The organism is Photobacterium damselae subsp. damselae (assembly GCF_038086725.1).
Lineage (GTDB): Bacteria > Pseudomonadota > Gammaproteobacteria > Enterobacterales > Vibrionaceae > Photobacterium > Photobacterium damselae.
This window is the reverse complement of sequence record NZ_CP146970.1, coordinates 2,483,478-2,507,782: the sequence shown is the minus strand read 5'-3', so window position 1 is coordinate 2,507,782 and position 24,305 is coordinate 2,483,478. Positions and strand designations below refer to the sequence as shown.

The 24,305-nt window shown below is 40.8% G+C and carries 17 protein-coding genes; 5 read left to right on the top strand and 12 right to left on the bottom strand.

The window, feature by feature from the left end:
* The first annotated feature begins 82 nt into the window (after window positions 1-82).
* Window positions 83-631: a phosphodiesterase gene (gene yfcE, locus WAX86_RS11110; protein WP_065171659.1), complete on the top strand. Its 549-nt coding sequence runs from the start codon at window positions 83-85 to the stop codon at window positions 629-631.
* A gap of 100 nt (window positions 632-731) precedes the next feature.
* Here yfcE and pta read toward each other — a convergent pair whose 3' ends face one another.
* Complete coding sequence (pta, locus tag WAX86_RS11105) at window positions 732-2,864, bottom strand: phosphate acetyltransferase (RefSeq protein WP_036764849.1); 2,133 nt, start codon at window positions 2,862-2,864, stop codon at window positions 732-734.
* A gap of 176 nt (window positions 2,865-3,040) precedes the next feature.
* Window positions 3,041-4,237 carry an acetate kinase gene (locus WAX86_RS11100; RefSeq protein WP_065171658.1) on the bottom strand — a complete coding sequence of 399 codons (1,197 nt, stop codon included), beginning with the start codon at window positions 4,235-4,237 and terminating at the stop codon, window positions 3,041-3,043.
* 339 nt (window positions 4,238-4,576) lie between these two features.
* On the opposite strand from WAX86_RS11100, the gene yfbV reads away from it, so the two are divergent.
* Window positions 4,577-5,026, top strand: a complete 450-nt coding sequence (gene yfbV, locus WAX86_RS11095; RefSeq protein ID WP_044174827.1) for a terminus macrodomain insulation protein YfbV — start codon at window positions 4,577-4,579, stop codon at window positions 5,024-5,026.
* Between the two features lie 214 nt (window positions 5,027-5,240).
* Here yfbV and WAX86_RS11090 read toward each other — a convergent pair whose 3' ends face one another.
* Window positions 5,241-6,179 carry a ChaN family lipoprotein gene (locus tag WAX86_RS11090; protein WP_341488824.1) on the bottom strand — a complete coding sequence of 313 codons (939 nt, stop codon included), beginning with the start codon at window positions 6,177-6,179 and terminating at the stop codon, window positions 5,241-5,243.
* 119 nt (window positions 6,180-6,298) lie between these two features.
* Window positions 6,299-7,126, bottom strand: a complete 828-nt coding sequence (rlmA, locus tag WAX86_RS11085) for a 23S rRNA (guanine(745)-N(1))-methyltransferase (protein ID WP_065171656.1) — start codon at window positions 7,124-7,126, stop codon at window positions 6,299-6,301.
* Between the two features lie 486 nt (window positions 7,127-7,612).
* Here rlmA and WAX86_RS11080 point away from each other — a divergent pair, with 486 nt between their 5' ends.
* Both WAX86_RS11080 and WAX86_RS11075 read left to right on the top strand, forming a co-directional pair.
* A complete protein-coding gene (locus tag WAX86_RS11080) occupies window positions 7,613-8,686 on the top strand; it encodes a porin (protein WP_068968991.1) in 1,074 nt (357 codons plus the stop codon).
* A gap of 73 nt (window positions 8,687-8,759) precedes the next feature.
* A complete protein-coding gene (locus WAX86_RS11075; protein ID WP_341488823.1) occupies window positions 8,760-9,467 on the top strand; it encodes a DUF2057 domain-containing protein in 708 nt (235 codons plus the stop codon).
* Between the two features lie 49 nt (window positions 9,468-9,516).
* Here the strand turns inward: WAX86_RS11075 and WAX86_RS11070 are convergent, their stop codons facing one another.
* The 6 genes from WAX86_RS11070 to pflA all read right to left on the bottom strand — a co-directional run bounded on the left by WAX86_RS11070 (window position 9,517) and on the right by pflA (window position 18,486).
* Entirely contained in the window at window positions 9,517-10,794 is a 1,278-nt protein-coding gene (locus tag WAX86_RS11070) for a sigma-54 dependent transcriptional regulator (protein WP_238071406.1), read from the bottom strand.
* Window positions 10,781-13,150 carry an ATP-binding protein gene (locus WAX86_RS11065; protein ID WP_341488822.1) on the bottom strand — a complete coding sequence of 790 codons (2,370 nt, stop codon included), beginning with the start codon at window positions 13,148-13,150 and terminating at the stop codon, window positions 10,781-10,783. Before WAX86_RS11065 ends, WAX86_RS11070 begins: the two co-directional genes overlap by 14 nt.
* A gap of 2 nt (window positions 13,151-13,152) precedes the next feature.
* Window positions 13,153-14,394, bottom strand: coding sequence for an extracellular solute-binding protein (locus tag WAX86_RS11060; protein WP_341488821.1), 1,242 nt, complete (start codon window positions 14,392-14,394; stop codon window positions 13,153-13,155).
* 212 nt (window positions 14,395-14,606) lie between these two features.
* Window positions 14,607-15,107, bottom strand: a complete 501-nt coding sequence (locus tag WAX86_RS11055; RefSeq protein ID WP_005298125.1) for a YfbU family protein — start codon at window positions 15,105-15,107, stop codon at window positions 14,607-14,609.
* A gap of 259 nt (window positions 15,108-15,366) precedes the next feature.
* Window positions 15,367-17,121, bottom strand: a complete 1,755-nt coding sequence (locus tag WAX86_RS11050) for a formate--tetrahydrofolate ligase (RefSeq protein ID WP_341488820.1) — start codon at window positions 17,119-17,121, stop codon at window positions 15,367-15,369.
* Window positions 17,122-17,739: 618 nt separating this feature from the next.
* Window positions 17,740-18,486 carry a pyruvate formate lyase 1-activating protein gene (pflA, locus tag WAX86_RS11045; protein ID WP_065171650.1) on the bottom strand — a complete coding sequence of 249 codons (747 nt, stop codon included), beginning with the start codon at window positions 18,484-18,486 and terminating at the stop codon, window positions 17,740-17,742.
* 309 nt (window positions 18,487-18,795) lie between these two features.
* Between pflA and WAX86_RS11040 the strand changes: the two genes are divergently transcribed.
* Window positions 18,796-20,691: a U32 family peptidase gene (locus WAX86_RS11040; RefSeq protein ID WP_341488819.1), complete on the top strand. Its 1,896-nt coding sequence runs from the start codon at window positions 18,796-18,798 to the stop codon at window positions 20,689-20,691.
* Window positions 20,692-20,995: 304 nt separating this feature from the next.
* Here the strand turns inward: WAX86_RS11040 and pflB are convergent, their stop codons facing one another.
* Both pflB and focA read right to left on the bottom strand, forming a co-directional pair.
* On the bottom strand, window positions 20,996-23,269 hold the full coding sequence (gene pflB / locus WAX86_RS11035; protein ID WP_065171648.1) for a formate C-acetyltransferase: 2,274 nt from the start codon (window positions 23,267-23,269) through the stop codon (window positions 20,996-20,998).
* A 59-nt stretch (window positions 23,270-23,328) separates the two neighbouring features.
* A complete protein-coding gene (gene focA / locus WAX86_RS11030; protein ID WP_264954914.1) occupies window positions 23,329-24,201 on the bottom strand; it encodes a formate transporter FocA in 873 nt (290 codons plus the stop codon).
* Window positions 24,202-24,305 lie beyond the last annotated feature (104 nt).

The window sequence follows — 24,305 nt, the reverse complement described above, 5'->3', positions numbered from 1 at the left end:
TTATGAGTATGGCAAGGAATGGCAATTAATAATGCACTAGCGTAGACTTCCTTGGTGTTTTACTCAATCTATACAGTTTGTCATGAAATTATTTATTGCTTCAGATATTCATGGTTGCGCGGTAAGCACCCATAACATGCTACAACGTTTTGAACAAAGTGGTGCTGAGTATCTTATTTTACTGGGTGATATTCTTAATCACGGTCCTCGTAATGCCTTACCAAGTGGTTATGACCCAATTAAGGTTTCTGAGCTTCTTAACCCTTATGCTGATCGTATTATGGCAGTTCGCGGTAATTGTGATAGTGAAGTGGATCAGATGCTGCTCCAATTCCCTTTGATGAGTGATTTTAATTGGGTTTTATTGCCAACAGGGCAGCGACTATTTTTAACCCATGGTCATTTATACAATAAAGATAAACATCCCAAATTGCGTGCAGGTGACGTGATTGTTTCTGGTCATACTCATATTCCAGTTGCCGAAATGATGGATGAGCTTTATCTTTTTAATCCGGGCTCGATAACGATTCCTCGCAATGGTTTACCTGCCAGCTATGGTTTATTAGAAGGCAACCAGCTTATTGTGAAAACTTTTGATGATGAAGTTCTACAACAGGTTTGTATTGCTTAGCTTTTAGGTAAAAAATAAATTTAGGCAAAAAATAAACAAAAAAATGCCCAGGCAAGTGCTGGGCATTTTTGTATTTCACTAGCTAAGAGATTAACTCTTATTAGTTAGTTTCAGCTTGTTTTGCCTGAATCGCAGTTAGCGCTACTGTGTATACGATATCGTCTACTAGAGCACCACGAGATAGGTCGTTTACAGGCTTGCGCATACCTTGCAGCATTGGACCGATAGATACTAGGTCTGCTGAACGCTGTACCGCTTTGTAAGTTGTGTTACCAGTGTTTAGGTCTGGGAATACAAATACAGTTGCTTTACCTGCTACTGGAGAGTTAGGCGCTTTAGATGCTGCCACGTTTTCCATGATCGCTGCGTCGTACTGTAGAGGACCGTCGATAACAAGATCTGGACGTTTCTCTTGAGCGATGCGAGTTGCTTCACGTACTTTATCAACGTCTGCACCCTTACCAGAAGTACCAGTAGAGTAAGAGATCATTGCTACGCGAGGATCGATACCAAATGCTTTTGCAGAATCTGCAGATTGGATAGCGATTTCAGCAAGTTGCTCAGCTGTTGGATCTGGGTTGATCGCACAGTCACCGTAAACCAATACTTGGTCAGGTAGAAGCATGAAGAATACAGAAGATACGATAGAGGCATCTGGTGCAGTCTTGATGATCTGGAATGGAGGTACGATAGTGTTTGCTGTTGTGTGTACAGCACCAGATACTAGACCGTCAACTTCGTTGTTTTCTAGCATCATTGTACCTAGGAATACTGAATCTTGTAGTTTCTCACGAGCAACTACTTCAGTCATACCTTTCGCGCCACGAAGCTCAACTAGACGAGCAACGTAGTTTTCACGAACTTCATCAGAGTTGATGATAGTTACGCCAGCACCTAGAGTCACACCTTGCTGTTCTGCAACGCGCTTGATCTCTTCTGGGTTACCAAGAAGCACACATTCTGCAATGCCGCGCTCAGCACAGATAGCAGCTGCTTTAACTGTACGTGGCTCGTCACCTTCAGGAAGCACGATACGCTTAGCTGCGCTACGAGCAAGTTCAGTTAGCTGGTAACGGAATGCTGGTGGGCTTAGACGACGCTCGCGAGTTGAACCTTCAGTTAGAGATTCAATCCACTGACCATCGATGTGGCTAGCCATGTATTCGTTAACAAACTCAACACGCTCTTTATCATCTGCAGGAACTTCTAGGCTGAAGCTCTGTAGGTTTAGAGAAGTCTGCCAAGTGTTGCCTTGTGCGCTAAGAACTGGAAGACCAGTTGCAAATGCACGCTCACATAGATCCATAACTGGTTTTGGTAGGTCGTAACCGCCAGTTAGAAGAAGTGCACCAATCTCAACGCCGTTCATTGCAGCAAGACAAGCCGCTACGATTACGTCTGGACGATCCGCAGAAGTTACAAGTAGTGAACCTGGACGGAAGTGCTCAACCATGTGAGGGATAGAGCGTGCACAGAAAGTGATGCTCTTAATACGACGAGTCGCGATTTCACCTTCGTTTAGAACTTCAGCATTTAGGTGCTGAGCAATGTCTGTTGCACGAGTTGCAATTAGCTCTGGGCTCCAAGGTGCACAACCTAGTACACGGATTGGGCTAGAGTTAAATACTTGCATTACTTCAACGTTTGAAGATAGTGCTGCTTCTGCATCATCAAAGATTTCAGAAAGGTCAGGGCGAGTGCGGCCTTCTGAATCAACAGGTGCGTTAAGCTTGTTAACGATAACACCAGAGATTTGTTTGTTTTTGATGCCACCGAAGTTAGAACATGCTACTTCGATACGCTCTTTAAGCTGAGAAGCGTTATCAGTACCAGGTGATACAACAAATACGATTTCAGCATCAAGCGTTTTTGCGATTTCAAAGTTGATTTGGTTCGCAAATGGGTGCTTACGAGTTGGTACTAGACCTTCGATAAGAGCAACTTCAGAGTTTGCAGTTGCTGCTTTAAAACGAGCAACGATTTCTTCTAGTAGAACATCAGTTTGGTCGTTACGGATCAACTCTTCTGCGCTTGCCATTGATAATGGATCAGCGATTTGCATATCGCTGTTAGCACGGATGATTGTTGTAGTTAGGTCTGGCTGCTCGCCGCCTTGACGTGGCTGTGCGATAGGCTTAAAGAAAGAAACACGAACGCCTTTGCGTTCCATAGCGCGTAGCACACCAAGGCTAACGCTAGTTAAACCAACTCCAGCACCAACTGGAATAAGCATAATAGTACGAGACACTATAGATTCCTCAGAACTATTGGACATAAAGTGCTGTTCAATAACCCTTCTCTAAACATGAATCTCAGAAAAGATAGCCATAGAGCAGCACCACAAGTGCATCATGGAAATACCATGAAAAAACGGCCGGCATAGAGCCAGCCGTTTGAGATACTAATGAATTAGATGTTTGCTAGAAGAGCTGTGTCTTCAGCGATTACTAGTTCTTCGTTAGTAGAAACAACCATTGCAGGAATACGGCTGTTTGCAGAAGTGATTACGCCTTCGCCGCCGAAACGTGCTTTAAGGTTTGCTTCACCATCAACTTCGATACCGAAGATAGCTAGACGGTTAAGAACCATTTCACGGATAGGGCCAGAGTTTTCACCGATACCACCAGTGAATACGATAGCGTCTAGACGACCATCAAGAGTCGCAGTGTAGCCAGCAACGTACTTAGCTAGACGGTGACAGAACACGTCCATTGCACGAGTTGCTTCTTCTTTATCGCCGTAGTTGTCTTCAACGAAACGACAGTCAGAAGTCACACCAGTTAGACCTAGAAGGCCAGACTCTTTAGTGAACATAGTGTTGATTTGATCAACGCTCATGCCTAGCTTGTCGTGTAGGTGGAACATAACAGCAGGGTCTAGGTCACCACAACGAGTACCCATTACTAGACCTTCAAGAGGAGTTAGACCCATTGAAGTATCAACACACTGACCGTTCTTAATAGCACATACAGATGCACCGTTACCTAGGTGACAGTTGATGATGTTTAGTTCTTCTTGTGGCTTACCTAGACGCTCTGCAGTTTCGCGAGCGATGAAGCGGTGAGAAGTACCGTGAGCGCCGTAACGACGGATACCGTGCTCTTTGTATAGGTTGTAAGGAATTGCGTATAGGAACGCTTCTTCAGGCATTGACTGGTGGAACGCAGTATCAAATACAGCTACGTTCTTAAGCTCAGGGAAGTTGTGCTTAGCAGCTTCAATACCGATGATGTGAGCTGGGTTGTGAAGCGGTGCGAAAGTTGCAGCGTCTTCGATACCTTTAAGTACAACATCGTCGATTAGAGCAGATGCTGTGAATTGCTCGCCACCGTGAACGATACGGTGACCGATAGCGCCTAGGTTCTCTTTAAGCTCAGGCTTAGAAGCAAGGATAGTATCAACCATGAATGCTAGAGCTTCTTCGTGAGCAGCACCTTCACCTAGTTGTGCTTCGTGCTTGCCATCAAGTTTCCACTTGATACGAGCTTCTGGAAGACCTAGACATTCTGCTAGACCTGAAAGATGTTCTTCACCTGATACTGGATCGATGATTGCGAACTTTAGAGATGAACTACCGCAGTTTAGAACTAAAACCAGCTTAGACATGAGTGTGACTACCTATAATCTGTCTGAAAGTTGATATTCATTTGAATAAAAAGTACCCATAGAATAGACGATTTTTAACTATCGTACTAATCTGGGCTAAATTCTGAATCATTCCATTAATGGGAATTGAGTAACCAGCAATTCTGGGTCATCCTTGAAGCTGCCAAGTTGCCAATATCACAATATCGGGCAACAATTATAAAAGGCGTGCATAGGATAGCGATTGTTACGGAATATAACAAAAAGATTTTTGCAAAAAATTAATTTGAATCAAGTTTATTATCTAAATTTTTTAAGTTTTATACTTTTTTTTGAAAGTTGTTTATTTATTGGTGCATTATGACTCGACACTCATTTTGGCAACATTTTACAAACGGGCAGCAGTACATGGATATTTGGCCAATGCGCAAAGAATTGATGCCAATTTTTCCTGAGTATCGCTATATCAAAGCAACCAAATTCGCGATTCGAGTGATGCCGGCGGTGGCTGTTATTAGTATTTTAAGTCAGATGACGTTTGCTCATTACTCATCAATGCCACAAGCAATGGCCGTTGCACTGTTTGCTTTATCCATGCCATTGCAAGGCTTGTGGTGGTTAGGTAAACGAAGCCGCAAAGTCTTACCGGTTTCTCTAGCATCATGGTATCGAGAAATTCATGACAAGATCAGTGCAGAAGGTCATGCCTTACCACCAGTAAAAAAAACGCCAAGATATAAAGAGTTAGCAGAGGTGCTAAACCGAGCATTTAAGCAATTAGACAGTAGCGCACTAGAACGTTGGTTTTAGATTTTCAGTAGGATAGTTTGGTTTTTTGTTCATTTTGTTGTCATAAATGAACGATATAGTACGTAAAAAGCATACTGTTCAGGATGGAGAAAGGAAGCTTTGTTATATTGAACGGGCTACAAGAGATATTGGATGTCTCTCCCTCGAACCCCACAGCTTGGCCGCCGGTGGGGTTCTGCTTTTTAGTGGCTAAATAATACAGCTAATTTAGTCGTTAATAACATTTTAAGTTGCTGTTTCTTTGCTGGATCATTTGCATCGCAGCCATCATTTTATCTTTCTGCACATAGCTTTTGGGCAGACTCATCATTTCAACTCGATAATCAACAGAACCTACTGTAACGTCGTCGTTTTTGGTCACGGGAGTCACTAGAGCTACCTGTAATTTAGGGTTACGCGCTTTGATCCTTGATGCGGTACCCAGCCCATCCATTACATGAAAACGTCCGGCGGTATGCATAATCTGATGGTTTGGATGTTGAACTAAGTAATTCACAATACTTTCAGCCATAGTATCGTCCCAAGCAGTTTGCGCCGCAAATTGACGTTCTGTCTTTGCCTCATCGCCATGATGCATCGATGCTTTAAATTTTTGTTTGTAGGCGTCGTTGGATAACGTGAGTTTTGATGCAACCCATTGTCGTTCATTTTCAGGCAGCTTATTTAGGTAGTCGCCACCTTGTTGACCTATACATCGTACAATAGACTTTGGCGCATTAGCTGCGAGTACATCAAGCTGGTTTTGCTTGGCAAATTCAACTAAAGGACGGTAATCACTGGTGTAATTAGGCCATGCATTGGCTTCTTTAGTTAGCGTGCTTTCACCTATTTTGCCAGCAAGATAATCATTAAGTACCCCTTGTTTATCTCGGGTAAATTGTTCCATAGAAAGGGTTAGGTCAGCATTTTGTTGGTATAACGCTGCCAATAACTGGGCTTGGAGTAGGTGAGCTGCTGGGTGTCCATGCCATTCACCGACTAAAACAACATCAGCATTTTCTAATTGCTTTGCTAACTGCTCGACTGTCATCGTATTGTGGTTGGAATCTGTGATGTGGTAATCGTAGAAAGTATTGAGCTTAGAGGATGGTTGTGGCGCTGTGGCACATCCCGTTAAGAGGGCGGCGATGGTAAGAGGTAACCAAGCTTTCATAATGTATCCATTGCAAAAAATGAGATTGGGCGTTGCAACGGATAGTAGTAAAGATGAGAGTTATTATCAAATGATATTGATAGTTACTCTCACCTTTGATTGGTATACAAGTGTGTTACTTAAGCTTTATTGCTATGCTTTTTATAAACTCGAATCGCAAAATCCGCTTCGCAGTGGAAGTTCTGTGCTGCTTTTAATTGTTGCCAAACTGCTTCTGAAGTTTTCCAAGCAAAAGGTGTCATCTGCATAAGCGCACTCGCTTCTTCACCATTTAATGTCATATCGTAGTGCAAGTTATCATCAACAATCAGTTCAAAACCTTCAATGTCTTCTGGTGGTACATCATGCAGATGCACGTCCGAATAGATCAATTCTTTTAATTGGTAGAGATGGCGTGGCGCTGGAGTAACAGCGACTAAAATCCCCTCAGCCTTAATGGTTCGATATAATTCTTCCCCTTTACATGGGGCATAAATACGAACAACACCATCAAGGAAATCATCAGCAAACGGAAGACGATGGCTAGAAGCGACACAAAAATGACAGTTATGGTAGCGTTTAGCCGCATATTTTACCGCCACTTTTGAGATATCAAGTCCATGAATCTGTAACTCAGGATATTGAGAATGCAGTTGTTCAAATTCACTGGTGTAATAACCCTCACCACAGCCAATATCTAATAGTTGCTGAGCTTGTTCTGGTAAATATTGCTGTAATTGGGCAATAACAGCATCACGCAAAGGTTGGTAGTGGTCAGTATTTAAAAACAAGCGGCGAGCCTGCATCATTTCTTTGTTATCACCAGGATTTTTGGAGCTTTTATGGTGCGCAGGCATTAAATTTACATAGCCTTCTTTTGCCACATCAAATTGATGATTGTTTTGGCAGCGCCAATGATGATCAGTCAAAGAAAGAGCGTGGTGGCATAGGGGACATTGATAAGACATAAGTAAAACCTGCAAAAAGAGAATCGCGTTATTTTACCTAAATACGGTTGAGATACTAGATTTCAACACCATCCCATTTCTTGTTCCCTTATTGGCCTAATAAGTATTCCTCTTAAAGTGATACTCATTATTTTTTTCTCGTGAAATATCTATCTCTGTTTATAGCTCTCAAAATTTATTAGTGCTCTATACATTTTAGTGCTAAGGGAGTGAAGGATACGGATCACATATTTTGAAAAGCAAAAATAGATCTCAATCACAGCTAAAAATTATAGTGATTAAGCGTTTTTTTATTCAGTATTCGTTCAGTTATTTTCGCTATTTTGACAATTAATTAAGTTATTGAATGTTTTTAAAGCATTTTGTTGCTTGGTTATTTGTAGGATAGAAATAACTTCATATCCATTTTTTTTATGGCAAAGAAAGCAATTAGGGGGATTTCTTTGTTCTGTTGTGAAGGAAATGGTTCAAATAGGATTGAATACAATGAAAAAAACACTTTTAGCAGTAACGATTCCAGCGGTAATGATGGCATCAACCGTTCAGGCCGCAACAATTTATCAAGCTGAAGACGGTTCTCATGTTGATGTGTATGGTCGTTTAGGCTTTAACATCACTGATCGTGATAACGATGGCGATGAATCTCATGTCGATGGTAATTTTGATGGTCGAATTGGTCTTGGTGGCTCACAAACGGTTAATGATAAGGTTTCAGTTATTGGTTGGGCTGAATACCAAGTGAATGCTGCTGAATATGCTAATAATCTTAATTCAGATAGTAAGGACTTAACTGCTCGTTATGTTTGGGCAGGGATCGATGCTTCTGAGTACGGTAAAATTACTGGTGGTCGTGTAGCGTCTGGCTTAATTATGTTGACTGACATTGCTGATGTATTTGCAGCATCAGATGTAACTATTGCTCGTCAAGTGAGTGCGATTGATTCAACGGCAACTCAAGTATTCCGTCAAGATGGCACGCTTCAATATCAAAACACTTTTGGTGCCCTAGATGTCTCAGCGGCTTATATCTTAGGTAACGGCACTTCTGATCTGAAAACGGCTTACAATGGTGCCCTACGTTATACACTAGATTTAGGTAATGCAGGTAAGTTGGCACCTGTGGTTGCGTATCAATATGATGAGACAGACAACAAAAATAACGATGCGAAAGATTATACATTCTGGGGTGTTGGTACACGTTACTATATTGAGAAGTTGATGCTTGGTGCCATGTACTCTGAGGGCGAATTAGGCTTCTTTGATGGTCGTGAAAAGAGTAAAGATAAAGTTTATGAATTAACTGCAGTTTATGATCTTAATGACAGTTGGGCATTACGTGCTGGTTACCGCTCATTAGAAAATGAGGGTGGTGATGAAACAGAATACAAAGATACTACGTTAGAAGCACAATATAAGCTTACCGATCGCTCTTCTATCTTTACTAGTTATGTTTTCCGTGATGGTAAAAAAGGTAATGGTTCTATTCCATCGATTGATTGGAATGGCTGGAATAATCCAGAAGAAGACTACTTCCATGTTGGATTACGTTACGAATTCTAAACTGTAACCGAGCATGATTAATAAGCCAGTAGTGATATCAACTACTGGCTTTCACTGTATTTACTAGGTAGTAATGATGAAAAGAATCACCTCACTTGCTTATGCTGCTGTACTTTTAAGCTCTTATGCAGCGCAAGCCAATGTTAGCTTAGAAATGCCGTCTTATTTTTCTGTTCTCGCGGCTCAGTCACAAGAACTTAAAAAAGCTCAAAAGCAGATCAATTTAACAGATGGTCAACAGCAAGTCTTAATCCGTTTTGAGAGCCCAAGAAATCCACACTCAACGGCACAATCGATGGGATATATTCACTCTCAGCCTTTGCTCGTCACTTTTTCTGCTCAGGATGATGTTATTAAGCTTGTGGCTCCAAGAATCGATACGCCTCAAGAGATTGTGAAATTTGCCAAGGCACCGAAATTTGATCTTATTAATGGAGAGGGACAATCGGTAGAATATAAGATGAAAGCAATCGGCTTTAGTGGTTCACCTTTACTTGCTGATTATAATGCACTGTTGGCTGAACAGATTATGCCCCAAGCAGAAGCTGCACCAACGCAAAATACAATATCAGCTAGCCATAAAATAGCGGTAGCACCGGTTGTTACATCTACTATGACTGTGGAGGCCACGCCCGTATTCGATGCAAGCTCAAAAACAGTCATGCCCATTGATGTTAGTAAATTGTCTCCAACTCAGCGCCAGGAACTATTAAAATCACTGTACCAACAAGCTGATGAAACACAACGAAAAACATTTATGCGTTGGGCTCTTGGATTATAAAGAGAGGATACCCCCAAGGTTTGGTTATTACCGTTGGGGGAAATTAGTGTTAGTTTGAACTGTGCGCTTTATATTCAGCTTTATCTAAGCCATGCTTTTTCATTCGAAGATAGAGCTTTTTACGTGGTATTTGTAGATAAGCAGAAACATCATTTATGCGCCCCGCAAATAGATATAGCGCATCTTCAATAACTTGTTTTTCATAACCATCGATCAAATCATCAAGAGGACTACTCATCTGTTCTAGAGGTTGCGAACGTTCTTGACCTGCCAGTTTTACAATACCAATAGCATAGAGTTCAGCCACATTTTTAAGCTCTAAGACATTACCTGACCATTCATGACGATTTAGTGTATTGATATACGCTTTATCTACTGTTGGTATCGGTTTGTTGAGCTTTAAGCAACTGAGTTTCAAAAAGTGCTTAAATAGAGGCGTAATATCACAGGCTCGTTGTCTCAACGTTGGTAATGAAAAACGCACTTGGCTTAAGAAATAGAATAATTCTGGTACAAACTCTTCTTTTTCTACAAAAGGTTCCGCTAACCCTTCAACAATTGCTAATACGCGAGTTTCTTTTCTACCTAAACGCTCTTGCTCTAATAGCGTACGGCATAACCATTGCTGGATCTCAATTGGCATAAAGTGTGGATTCGTCAAAATCAAGCTACCACCACGAGCACTATTGAGATGGTGCTGCATTTCCATGGCATTTTTTATAGAGCTGCCATTCACTTCAAGTAATGGTCCTTCTGCAACATCACTATTTTTATGCAGTAATTTTGCTACAGAATGACGACCTGATCCTGTTTCACCTTCAATCAGTACATCTTTTCGAGTCGATGCGGCATTAGCAATTTGATCTCGGATTTTTGCAATTAATGGGCTATCACCGAGCAGTGTGTCATTCGCTGCAAATTCTAATGTTTTGCGTTGCTCAATAATTTGTCGGCGTTGTGGAATAAACTTCTCAAGCAGGGTAATTAGCGCCATAGGTTGTAGCGGTTTCTCTAAGAAATCTGTAGCACCTTGACGAACCGCATCTACTGCCATTGGGATATCACCATGACCAGTAATAATAATCACCGGCAGTTCTTTATCTTGTTGGTGCAGCTGTTTGAGCAGATCAATTCCACTAAGCCCTGGCATATACATATCGGTGACAACAACACCGGGCCAATTACGATCAATCATTGTAACGACTTGAGTGGGATCGCTGGTGGTTTTTACTTCAAACCCCGCAATCTCTAACATATCTTGATAGGCGTCGAGTACATCGTTATCGTCATCAACGACCAATACCTGAATATCATCACTCACTAACATAATGTTTTAACTCCAAAACGACCATTGCACCGTGGTTGAGATTCGATGCAAGGAAGATATCTCCATTTAGGCGGGTCATAATTGAGCGACAGATACTTAAGCCCAAACCTAATCCCACATCTTTGGTTGTGGTAAATGGAATAAATAATTTTTTTATAATGTCTTCGCCAAAGCCTGAACCTGAATCGCTTACCGCGAGTTTGATGGAAACGCTATCTTGCGATAGAAGAATAATATCAATGGTGCGGTGTTGATTTCTAGCGACAGCATCACAGCTATTGACTAATAAATTAACCAAAATTTGTTCTAACTGAACTTGATCAGCCAATGCAAATAAACCAGGTGGAACTAAGTTATTGATCACAGTTTTTTGCATTTTAGCTCGGCTCTCAACAATCATCATTGCTTGGTTTATCGATTCTTGTATTTCGACTTTAGCCAATGCATTTCCAGCTGATTGTTTTTTAGAAAAGCTCTTCAGACTTGAGATTATACGCCCCATTCGAGAAGTTAGGTTATCTACTTTCTCTATCGTCGTGAGAAGTTTTGTATAATTTTCTCGTTCAATAGCCATTTTAGCTGTAAAGATATATGTACTTATTGCTGACAATGGTTGATTGAGTTCATGGGCTAGCGAAGTCATAGTTTGACCGACAACGGCCATTTTTGCTGCTTGAATGAGCTCATCTTGAGTATTTCTTAAATCGGCTTCAATGCGTTTTCTGTCTTCAATCTCTTCTTTAAGTTGGCGATTACGATTGGTCAAAGAGAGGGTTTTTTCTTTAACCATGTTCTCTAACCAACGAGCGATATTTTCTTGTTCTGTAATATCGGTGATCGTTACGATGACCTTATCTTGGTTACCTTGTTGAAAAATTCGAAAATCCAATCGTAAATAAATCGTTTCATCAATAATCTTTCGACAAAGTGTCAGATTAAAAGCACCTTGATTTAAAAGAGGGCTATCGGTGTCAAAGAGCGCTTGTAAACGACCGTGCATATCATGTTCAAATAGGTTCCAAATTTGTACTAAGGAATCTGTGATATCCAGTTGAAATAATTTTTGCGCACTGGGGTTCATCGACTCAATCGTTCCAAATAAATTACATGTAATGATACTGGCTTGAGTATTGTTGATAAGACTCAAAGCATTGGTTTTTTGCATCTCTTGCATTTGTTGGCAAAATAGGCGCAAATTATTACCTATCAAACCTATTTCATCATCACCAGTTACCTGTATTGGTGAGTCTAATTTTCCATTGGTAACCGCGGTTAGATCCTGACTTAATAAATTGAGGCGTTTGACAATACCTTTTCCCACTAAGTAGATAGACAACATTATAGAGATAAACATAGTTAGAAATACCACCCCAAATAAAATGATATTACTTAGAGTGATAGTATGACGAGTTTCTTTATTAAGCTGATTAAGGTCGTTATCCGCTTGCGTTACCATTGCTTGAATTAACTCTTCTTGAGATACCATTTGGTTACCAATAGAGTCTTGTAACTGTGTTATTTTCCGTGATAAATCGACATCTTTACGTAACTGTTTTTGCAAATCACCTTGAGGGCTTGTTAATGTAATAAACTCTTTTAATAATTGGCGATAATTAGTTGTAGTTTGATAATGAGCCAGTTGTAGACTTAAACGCGTAATTTCTTTTATTTTGTAATCAATAAAATAGAAAGCATTGCCAAGATCTCGTTGGCGACGCTGCAAAATAATATCTTCGATTAATTGATGAAGTTCATTTTCTTTAATGGTAATTGCTTGAATTAATGAAAACTCAGTCATGACTTCAGTTAACGCTCGGTCTTGTTGAACCGTTGGCATCATACGTTTTAGTTGCCATTCAACATCTTGGCGTAAAGGTGAAAGCTCATCAACCAAATCTTGGTGTAACCATTTTATGGCATTTTGCGTTTGTTGTAGATTGGTAAGTACTTCATTTCTTTGTGCTAATAAGTGGATATAAATAGAGATATCTTGAGTGAGTTTCTCATGTTCTTTTTTCAACGCGACATGATTTTCTAATGAAATGGTTTTTTTTATTGCTGCTGTTATCGATTCAAGATGTTGGTCAATCTTATTATTTAATGCAGTAAATACAATAGGGTCTCGCGTTAGAGCGATTTCATTGAGTTCAGATTGTAATCCTGCCGATTTTCGTTCAAGTTGATAACTAACCTGAAGTGTAGGCATGTTTTGATGAACAATTGTTTCTATTTGACGATTAAGCCGCTCCCAATTGGTTGCGGCAATTAAGCTTACCGCAATGGTAAGAAAGGCCATAAACCCAATAGCAGCAATGAGGCGATTACCGATAGTTTTATTTGAGCGGCTAACACTCATTTTTATCCCCTTAGCTGAGATAATACCTTTTGACTTATTGCGATCGATTCTAGCAAATTGTTGTGCATGGTATCACGCCATTGAGTCAGTGTTTTTTGAGTTAGAGTATCCTGCCTGCTTGATGATAAATAAGCAAAATTTCTTGTGTCTACGTCTTGTTCTGATATTGGCGGTGTTGACGCAAGCTGTTTCGCTTTTTGATAGCTTTTTTGTTGGGATAGCGTTAACTGATGTTGATATTTATCGATATTATGCAGTAATTGCCACGCTTGGTTTATATTGGTTAATTGAAAACTAATGGTTTGATCAAATAGGTATTTAACTAACAAATCTCTTTGCTTCATTAAGGATAATTTGAGCGGTTCAGGCAGTTCTGGACGTATCATTTTATCGTTAATAGCGTATTTATTAATCAGTGATTTTAGTTTCGTCTGTGTGGATTCAGATAGTACATAATCTATAAATTCTAGTGCGTATTTATTCGATGTTGGATGTTTAATTCCGGCAATAAAGCTTGGTAATCGTGGCGTATTTTTCTGGTAATGAAATTCAATAAAGGGAAATTGCTTCTGGTATTCAAAAGCAAAACTGTCTAACACAGGGCCAACCCCGGCGACACCTTGGGATACCATATCGCTAACACCATAGCTGCGGGCAGCAATTTGTTTAGTATTGCCTGCAATTTGGTAAAGTAATGCCCAACCTTTATCCCACCCATAGTGCTGTAAAATACTCTCAACCATAAAATGTGTAGTAATTGAGCGACTTGGACTACCGATAGCGACATGGCCTGCATACATAGGATCTGTTAGCATTTCCCAGGATGTAGGAGCAGGCAGCTGATGTAACTGTAAATAATCTTGATTGGCAATAAAGCCATAGCCAGAATATCCAAATATTGCGATGTTTGGATCCGGGTATTGGAAAAAAGCGTATTTGCCTTGTCTGTTTTGTAATTGATGAGGTAGAGGAAGTAACTCATTATTTTTAATCAACGGCGCAAAAATAATGCGAGATGAAGAGACAATAACATCAATATGTTGGCGATTGTGCGTTATTTGGCGCAGAGCTGCAGACTCTCGACGTGAGAGTACATCGATTTCCAGATTTGGGTGCTGTTGCTGAAATTGCCAAATTAATGGTGCAATAGTGGATTCTGTAAATGTTGTAAGAATCGTAAGTTGTTGCGCTTTTGCGGTATAAGCGAAACAGAACAGAATAAAAAGTAGTAAATATCGCATCATAAAATATGACTGTATCCCAAATACGGCAGAATTTTGTTATGCAAAAAGTAGTTTATACCTATTTTGTATAGTTTGGGGAATGAATTCTTAATTGATAATGGTTGAGGATATGGTTTTTAATGATATTTTTGCGATGTATGTGTCACTTTTGACAAAAAAAGCCAAGAGTATGAATCTTGACTTTTTCAGGTTTCGTCTAAATTTCAAACGACTTATGCGCTAAAAATTTGTTGAATCTCACTTGCCGATAAGTGGTATTGACGTGGGCAGTTGCGCCAAGTCTGTAGCATACGCTTATATTTTTCTAGCATAGGAACTTGGCTATTGAAGTGGTGCTCGGCTTTATCAAACTGAGGATATAGGCCTTCTTCATCCGTTAGGAATCGTACGTAATGAACAAGTTGAGCTTCTGACGCTGCATCGAATCCTAAAAATTGTAGACGGCGATGATCCACCTGCTGTTGGTGAGCGGCATCAAGCATTTTATAAGACTCTTGTAGCGCGTGATACATTTCCATAAAGTCGATTACACGGCGACATTCTTCTTCCGATAACTCCCCAAAATCTTTATTTAATTCACGCATCTGTAGTGCATAGCCACGTTCTACAATGGTTTGTAGGCGGTGATACTTAGCCGCATTATCAGGATCCATCTGCGCCATTAATGTGTATTGATTTGAAAGAATCAGACGTTGAGCGTTAGTCATTTCCATGTGAATTAGCCTTAAATTGTTTTTTATCTGCCTTGAGATTAGCCAGTTTACGATTAAAAAAAATTGATCTGACGACGACCTGAGAACAATTTTAAGCGAAATAACATCAATCGCCTATCTTTTATCCTAATTGTTGGTGATTTGATGGTTTTGTTCTAGATATAACATTATGTTTTAAAAGGTTATTTAATTAAAAATATAAAAAAGCCAAGAAAAAATCTTGGCTTGGGAAATAAAGCATAAAATGAGCAGTTAAAGCTTAGCTTAAACCGATAATATTGCCATCTGCATCTAGGTCCAGATTCATATATGCGGGTTTTTCTGGTAGGCCGGGCATAGTCATTACATTGCCACATAGTGCGTAGACAAATCCTGCGCCTGCACATAATTTTAATTCTCTTACTGGAACAACAAAATCTGTTGGTGCCCCTTTAATCGCAGGATCGGTCGTAATAGACAGTGGCGTTTTAGCCATACAAACGGCTAGATTATCAAACCCTTGTGCTTTAAATTGAGCCAGTTGTTGTTTGGCTAAATCAGAGAGCTCGATCGCTTGAGCGCCGTAACCGACCTCTGCCACACACATAAGTTTTTCTTCTAATGATTGCTCTAAACGATAGAGTGGGGTGAAGTTTGCTGGAGTCTGGCAGGCTTTGACCACGGCATGGGCAAGCTCTGTTGCGCCATCGCCACCTTTGGCAAAGGCTTCACTTAGAGCAACATCGACATGAACATTAAATTCAGTATTAAGGATCATCTCTTTAAGTCGAGAAAGCTCTTCATCACTGTCTTGTGGGAAGCGGTTAATCGCAACCACCACAGGAACCCCATATTTGGCTGCATTGTTAATATGCCAACGCAGATTGTCAAAACCAGCAGTTAAGGCATTAGTATCTGGTGTAAAAATAGTATCCGGTAGGGGTTGGCCAGGGCGAAGATCGTAAAGACCTGAGTTGGCTTTTAACCCGCGTAATGTGGCAACAACAACGGCACAGTCAGGGCCTCGTTTTGCCTGTTGGGCTTTAATATTACACGCTTTCTCAAAGCCCATATCTGAGCCAAAACCACCTTCTGTTACAACAAAATCGGCCAGTTTTAGACCGATTTTATCAGCAATAATTGATGAATTACCATGAGCAATATTAGCAAACGGTCCGGCATGAATTAAGGTCGGTACACCTTCTAACGTTTGCATTAAGGTTGGTTCAATCGCTTCACACATGGTAACCGCCATTGCCCCTGCTACTTGTAGATCTTCTGCCGTAACTGGATTTCCATCAAGATCATAGGCAAGCACGATTTTTCCGATACGTGCACGCATATCCACTAAGTCATTAGAAAGGGCCAAAATAGCCATTAACTCTGACGCTGCTGAAATATCAAAGCCATCGTGACGCTCGATACCATTAATATCTTTACCTGGTTCGTTTTGACCAATAGTGATCATGCGAAGAGCGCGATCATTATGGTCCATCACTCGTTTCCAGACGATGCGATCAATATCAATGCGCAGTGCAGGTAAGCCTGTTTTTTCGCTAAATAGATCATAGCCAAGACGCTGTTCATGGTATAGGCGAGCATCAAGAGCGGCAGCCGCTAAGTTGTGAGCTGCAGTTACGGCATGGATATCACCAGTAAGATGAAGATTCAGCTTTTCCATAGGTGCGACCTGACTATAACCACCACCTGCAGCTCCACCTTTAACGCCAAATACAGGTCCCATTGATGGTTGACGAATACAAGCCATAACGGATTGATTGATCTTCGCCAGACCTTGGGCCAAACCAATTGTGGTTACCGTTTTTCCTTCGCCTAGTGGAGTGGGTGTAATGGCGGTAACAAGGACTAACTTACCCTCTGGCTTATTTGCTAAACGATTTAAAATCGCAGGCTTTACTTTAGCCTTTAATGTTCCTTGAGGGGTCAGATCTTGTGGTTCGATGCCAGCTTGTTGGGCGATTAGATCAATTGGAGTGAGAATTGTCTCACGGCAAATTTGAATATCACTTTTCATTAAGGCGCATCCTTATGAGAGTAACGGCATCGAAAAATCGTTGCTGCAAGTTAAAAGCGGATTGGTGGTTAATGCTATATTTTGCGGTATTTTTAATTACGCAAACGTTTGCGCTGTGTTTATACCATAATTTTATCATGGATAAATAGGAAAAATACGTAATAAGTAGGAGGTTTTTATAGAAATAAAAGAAGGTGTGTAAATCCAGTAGGTTAGAAATGCGAAATATTTTCTTAAGGTATACATAATTGCTGATAAAAAATCTATAGCGAATTTTGCAAACATCCTTTTCAAATTCTATTGTGGTTTTTTGATTTAAATCAATTTATCTTGCGAGAGAATAAATTTATAAAAATATCGCCAATAAAGGAACCACAATGACTGAGCAAGAACCTGTAACTAAAATTCAGCATACAGCACCTATTTCTATCGGTATTATGGCATTTCTAATTGCCTTTGTTGTAATTATGATTTCAGCTAATACCCATCCATTTTAAGTTGCCAGTTTGCGTTACGATATCGCTATTTTATATCGTGAACCAATTCATACAAAAAGAGCGCTTCAAAATAGCGCTCTTTTTATTATGTAATTGTTCAAACTAAGCTAATTACGCGTACTTAGTACATTACCTTACGTTCTGGATTGTAACTTTGGATGATCTCTTTGATCTTTTCCATTGTCTCTTTTTTCGGTGGTTTTACACCTTTTAGAGGGTAATCAAAGCCCATTGCTTCCCACTTATGTTCACCAAGTTGGTGATAAGGCAGCAACTCAACTTTCTCGATGTTATCCATATCTTGGATAAATTCCCCCAGTAAATGAGCAGAACGTTCATCATCGGTATAGCCAGGAACAATCACATAACGGATCCATGTTTTTTGACCGCGCTGATGTAAGTAACGAGCAAAATCTAATACACGTTTATTGGGTACACCAACCAGCTCACGGTGAATGCTATCATCCAGTTGTTTTAAATCTAGCATCACCAAATCAGTATCATCTAATACTTCATCGATAACATCCGTATGTTTACGAATATAACCGTTAGTATCTAGACAAGTATGGATGCCTTCTGCGTGCGCGGCGCGAAAGAAATCACGCACAAACTCTGGTTGTAACATAGCTTCGCCGCCAGATGCTGTTACGCCACCACCAGATGAGTTCATAAAGAAGCGGTAAGATTTAGCTTCGGTAATCAGTTCGTCTACCGTGATCTCTTTGCCGTCATCTAGATCCCAAGTATCTCGGTTATGACAATATTGGCAGCGCATTAAGCAGCCTTGTAAAAACACGATAAAACGGATACCTGGGCCATCAACGGTTCCGCAAGATTCGAAAGAGTGAATTCGACCTTTTACTGACATTGCAAAATCTCTCCGCATTGTGCGATTTATTATGTGGATATTTTATTACAAGTTACTTATTTAACCTAGTCTTAGCCACACTTATATTTATCGACTCCTATTTTAAGATAATATTTAACTATCTGTTTTAATTGTGTTTTTGTGTTGTGATAGAAAAGATATGACACAAAATCAGGTATGAGTGAAATCTCTTAAAGGATAAAAAAACACCACTTTTAGTAAGTATTTACTATAGATGACCTCTCTAATCCTAATTATATGAGTGTTATACTTGTCACAATTTCTTTTCTCTAACATACGTAAATAATCATGACGTCAGCCTCTGAATTATCGACAGCGCCATTAAATAACATTTCAAATCGTATTGAGCTTCTTGCTCCAGCTAAAAATGCCGATTTTGGTATTGAGGCGATTAAGCACGGTGCCGATGCGGTTTACATTGGTGGTCCTGCCTTTGGTGCTCGTGCCGCGGCCGGAAACAGTATTGAAGATATCCAGCGTTTGTGTGAATTTGCTCATAGATACCATGCTCAGGTATTTGTTGCTCTTAATACGATTTTGTCTGACAGTGAATTAGCTCAGGCAGAACAGTTGATTTGGGATATCTATCATGCAGGCGCGGATGCTCTGATTGTGCAGGATATGGGTATTCTACAACTGAATCTTCCACCACTGGCTTTACACGCGAGTACGCAAATTGATAACCGCGATAAAGAAAAGGTCGAATTTTTAGAGCAGGTGGGTTTTACTCAAGTCGTGTTAGCTCGAGAATTAAGCTTACCTCAAATTCATGACATCGCCACTCATACTAATATGCAAATTGAGTTTTTTATTCATGGTGCGCTTTGTGTGAGTTACAGCGGCCAATGTTATATCAGCCATGCATTTACTAACCGCAGTGCCAACCGTGGTTCTTGTTCTCAAATGTGTCGTCTACCTTGTAATTTAAAGACACGTCAGGGGGAAGTATTAGCTGAGAATCAGCATTTGTTGTCACTTAAAGATAATAACCAGACAGCCAATCTAGAAGCGCTTATCGATGCGGGTGTGCGCTCATTTAAAATTGAAGGTCGCCTAAAAGATCTCAGTTATGTGAAAAATGTTACTGCACACTATCGTCTTGAATTAGATGCCATTATGGCTCGTCGTCCTGAGTTATATTCCTCGTCTCACGGTCGAGTCGAAACCAATTTTAATGCCGATCCTGATAAAAGCTTTAACCGCGGTAAAACTGACTATTTTGTTCAAGAGCGTAATACTGGGATCAGTGATTTTCGCACGCCAAAATACCTAGGACAAAAAGCAGGTAAAGTCCGTTTGGTGGGTAAAGATTTTATTGAACTCGATTCTGATCTTGAATTTAATAACGGTGATGGTATCGCATACTTTAGCCAGAATTACCTTAAAGTTCAGCAAAGTGATGACAAGCTTCAGGGGATCCGCGTTAACCGAGCTGATGGTAATCGTTTATATTTTGCCCAAATGCCAAAAGATCTCAAAGTAGGTATGGTGGTTTACCGCAACTTTGATAAAGCCTTTGAAGATCTGTTGGCAAAAGATTCAAGTCGTCGTCGTATCGGTGTGAGTATGATATTAGCAGATAGTCATCGAGGCTTGATGCTGACACTAACAGATGACTATGGTTTTTCTGCCCAAGTCGAGTTTGAGTGTGAGAAAACACCTGCCAATGATGCTGAAAAAACCTTAGCCAATATTCGTAAGCAACTAAATAAATTGGGCAATACCGATTTTGAAGCGCGTGATATTCAGGTGACGACTAGTCAGATGTGGTTTACGCCAGCATCGGTATTAAATGGTCTTCGTCGAGATGGTATTACAGCTTTAGAACAGGCACGTTTTGATGGCTATCAACGTCCGGCTCCTGGTAAATACAATCCTGATGTTGAGTTTCCTAAGCGTCATTTGAGTTATTTGGGCAATGTTGCTAATACCTCAGCCAAAGCGTTTTATCAGCAACACGGGGTTATTGAAGTTGAAGATGCTTACGAGCTTAATAAAGTGTATGAAGATGTTCCTCTAATGATCACCAAGCATTGTCTTCGTTTTAGCTTTAACCAGTGTCCTAAGCAAGTTGAAGGAATTAAAGCTGAACCTATGATTCTCGAAATGGGCGGAGAAACGTTGAAACTGGTGTTTGACTGCTTGAAGTGTGAAATGAAGGTTGTAGGGCATAATAAGCAATAGATTTTTGATAAGGGAAGATAGGGAAGAGCAGGGAAAAGAGGGAAGAGAAGGGTGATAAGGGAAAAGAAGTAAGAGCAGGGAAAAGAAGGAAGAGCAAAGAAGTAAGAGCAGGGAAAGTAGGAAGAGCAAGGTAATAAGGGAAAAAAGGGAAAGGCAAGGTAGTAAAGAAAGAGTAGAGTAAGAAAGGGAAACGGGATAGTGAGATATCTCGTTTATTCGAGTTTGCTATTTTATCCTGTGACATCAATAAAAAAGCCGGTCTTAGACCGGCTTTTTTCATTCATACTAAACTGTAAGCTCTAAATTATAGAGATGCAGTGAAAGTACGAGAAATAACGTCACGTTGCTGCTCTGGAGTTAGAGAGTTGAAACGTACAGCGTAACCAGATACACGGATAGTTAGCTGTGGGTATTTCTCTGGGTGCTTAACTGCGTCTTCTAGAGTTTCACGGTTAAGAACGTTAACGTTTAGGTGCTGACCACCTTCGATACCAGCTTCGTGGTGGAAGTAACCATCCATTAGGCCTGCTAGGTTAGTTTCTTGAGTATCAAGATCTTTACCTAGAGCGTTTGGTACGATAGAGAATGTGTAAGAAATACCATCTTTAGCGTGAGCAAATGGTAGTTTACCTACAGAAGTTAGAGATGCTACAGCACCTTTCTCATCACGACCGTGCATTGGGTTTGCACCTGGTGCGAATGGAGCACCTGCACGACGACCGTCTGGAGTGTTACCAGTCTTCTTACCGTACACAACGTTAGATGTGATAGTTAGGATAGACTGAGTTGGGATCGCATCACGGTACATCTTGTGAGTACGGATCTTGTTCATGAAGCGCTCAACTAGGTCACAAGCGATGTCATCTACGCGAGCATCGTTGTTACCAAATTTAGGGTAGTCGCCTTCGATTTCGAAGTCGATTGCGATACCGTCTTCATCACGGATTGGTTTAACTGTAGCGTATTTGATTGCTGATAGTGAGTCAGCTGCAACAGAAAGACCAGCAATACCACAAGCCATAGTACGCTTAACATCACGGTCATGAAGAGCCATTAGAGACGCTTCGTAGCTGTACTTGTCGTGAGAGTAGTGAATTGCGTTTAGAGCAGTCACGTACTGAGTTGCTAACCAGTCCATGAAGTGATCTAGGCGATCCATAACGTCTGCGTAATCAAGAACTTCAGCAGTTACTGGTTCAGTCTTAGGACCAACTTGCATCTTAAGCTTCTCATCAACACCACCGTTGATAGAGTAAAGCATAGTTTTAGCAAGGTTAGCACGAGCACCGAAGAACTGCATTTGCTTACCAACAACCATTGGAGATACACAACATGCGATTGCGTAGTCGTCAGAGTTCATGTCTGGACGCATTAGGTCGTCGTTTTCGTACTGGATAGAAGAAGTATCGATAGATACCTTCGCACAGAACTTCTTGAAGCCTACAGGTAGTTGCTCAGACCAAAGAACAGTGATGTTTGGCTCTGGAGATGGACCCATAGTGTATAGGCTGTTTAGGAAACGGAAGTTAGTACGAGTAACTAGTGTACGACCGTCAAGACCCATACCACCCATTGATTCTGTTGCCCAGATTGGGTCGCCAGAGAATAGCTCATCGTATTCAGGAGTACGTAGGAAACGAACCATACGTAGCTTCATTACGAAGTGGTCGATCATTTCTTGAGCTTGAGCTTCAGTGATCTTACCAGCAGCGATATCACGCTCGATGAAGATGTCTAGGAAAGTCGAAGTACGACCTAGAGACATTGCAGCACCGTTTTGAGACTTAACAGCAGCTAGGTAGCCGAAGTAAGTCCACTGGATAGCTTCTTGTGCAGTTGTTGCTGGACCAGAGATGTCACAACCGTATTTTGCAGCCATTGCTTTGATTTGGCCTAGAGCACGGTGCTGTTCGCAGATTTCTTCACGAAGCTGCATAGTCATCTGTAGGTCTTCGCCTTTCTCAAAACGCTCCTGTAGAGAAGTGAATTGAGCTAGCTTGTCTTTCATTAGGTAATCAATACCGTATAGCGCTACGCGACGGTAGTCACCAATGATACGACCACGGCCGTATGCATCTGGAAGACCAGTTAGAACACCAGACTTACGACATTTTAGGATATCTGGAGTGTAGATATCGAAAACGCCTTGGTTGTGAGTTTTACGGTACTCAGAGTAGATCTTTTTGATGTCTGCATTTAGTTCACGACCGTAAACTTTGCAAGAACCTTCGATCATACGGATACCACCGTTAGGGATCAAAGCACGCTTAAGAGGCGCGTCAGTTTGAAGACCTACGATAGTTTCTAGTTCTTTGTTGATGTAACCTGCATCGTGTGCAGTGATGGTAGAGATAACGTCAGTATCGAAATCAACAGGTGCGTGAGTTGCGTTTTCCTGTTTGATGCCTTCCATTACAGCGTCCCATAGTTTCGCTGTAGCTGGAGTCGCTTCTGTTTCTAGGAAAGAGCCGTCACCCTCGTAAGGAGTGTAGTTCTTTTGGATAAAGTCACGAACGTTAACTTCGTTCTGCCAATCACCAGCTGTGAAGCCTTCCCATGCAGCAAATTGCTCTGCCATTGTATACCTACCTATGTATATTCAGTAGAAAAAAAAACAGTGTTATCGACGTCTAAAACTTAGTGATGGCCTTGGCCTTTAAGTTCTGGACGACGATGGATAATCCAATAAGTCATACCCACTAAGAAGCCACCACCAATGATATTACCAATGGTGACGGGGATTAGGTTATTCATCACAAAATGACTTACAGTAAGATCTGCAAATTGTGATGGATCAACGCCTGTCATAGTCCAAAATTCAGGACCTGCAAATGCGTGAATTACGATTCCCATTGGGATCATGAACATGTTAGCAATGCAGTGTTCAAAACCGCTTGCGACGAACATAGCCACAGGAAGAATCATAACCATAATTTTATCTGTTGCACTGCGACATGAGAATGTCATCCATACCGCTAGACAAACCATTAGGTTACACAGAATACCAAGCATCACAGCCTGACCAAATGTATGGTGCAGTTTGTGTTGAGCAATTTTCATTGCGTTGATACCCCATTGACCGTTACCAGCCATATGTTGTTGTGCAATCCAAATACACACTACAAAGAATATAGCACCAACAAAGTTACCTGCATAAACAACAACCCAGTTACGAAGTAATTGTGTTGTTGTAATACGGCCACTTGCGCGAGCAACAGTGGTAAGAACAGAAGAGGTAAATAGCTCGCCGCCGCAGATTACAACAAGGAACAGACCTAGACTAAATGCTAGACCGCCTGCAAACTTTGATAGACCCCAAGCAACATCACCTGCACCTGTTGTAACAGTAGTGTAGAACACAAATGCGATAGAGATAAAAACGCCTGCGGTAATTGCTAGAAAAAATGACTGAAGAGGGTGTTTAGTGGCTTTATATACGCCAACTTCCTCAGCTTTATGTGCCATTGCTGGTGGCATCAGAGAGTCAAATGGATTGTTTTGAGTATTCACTTGATGGCTCGTAGGTTAGAAATTTTAGCTGTCTGAATGATAGCAAAAATTAGCACAACTAAACTTGACCCAGATCATGGCGCTGAAAATTTATAACAAGTTTT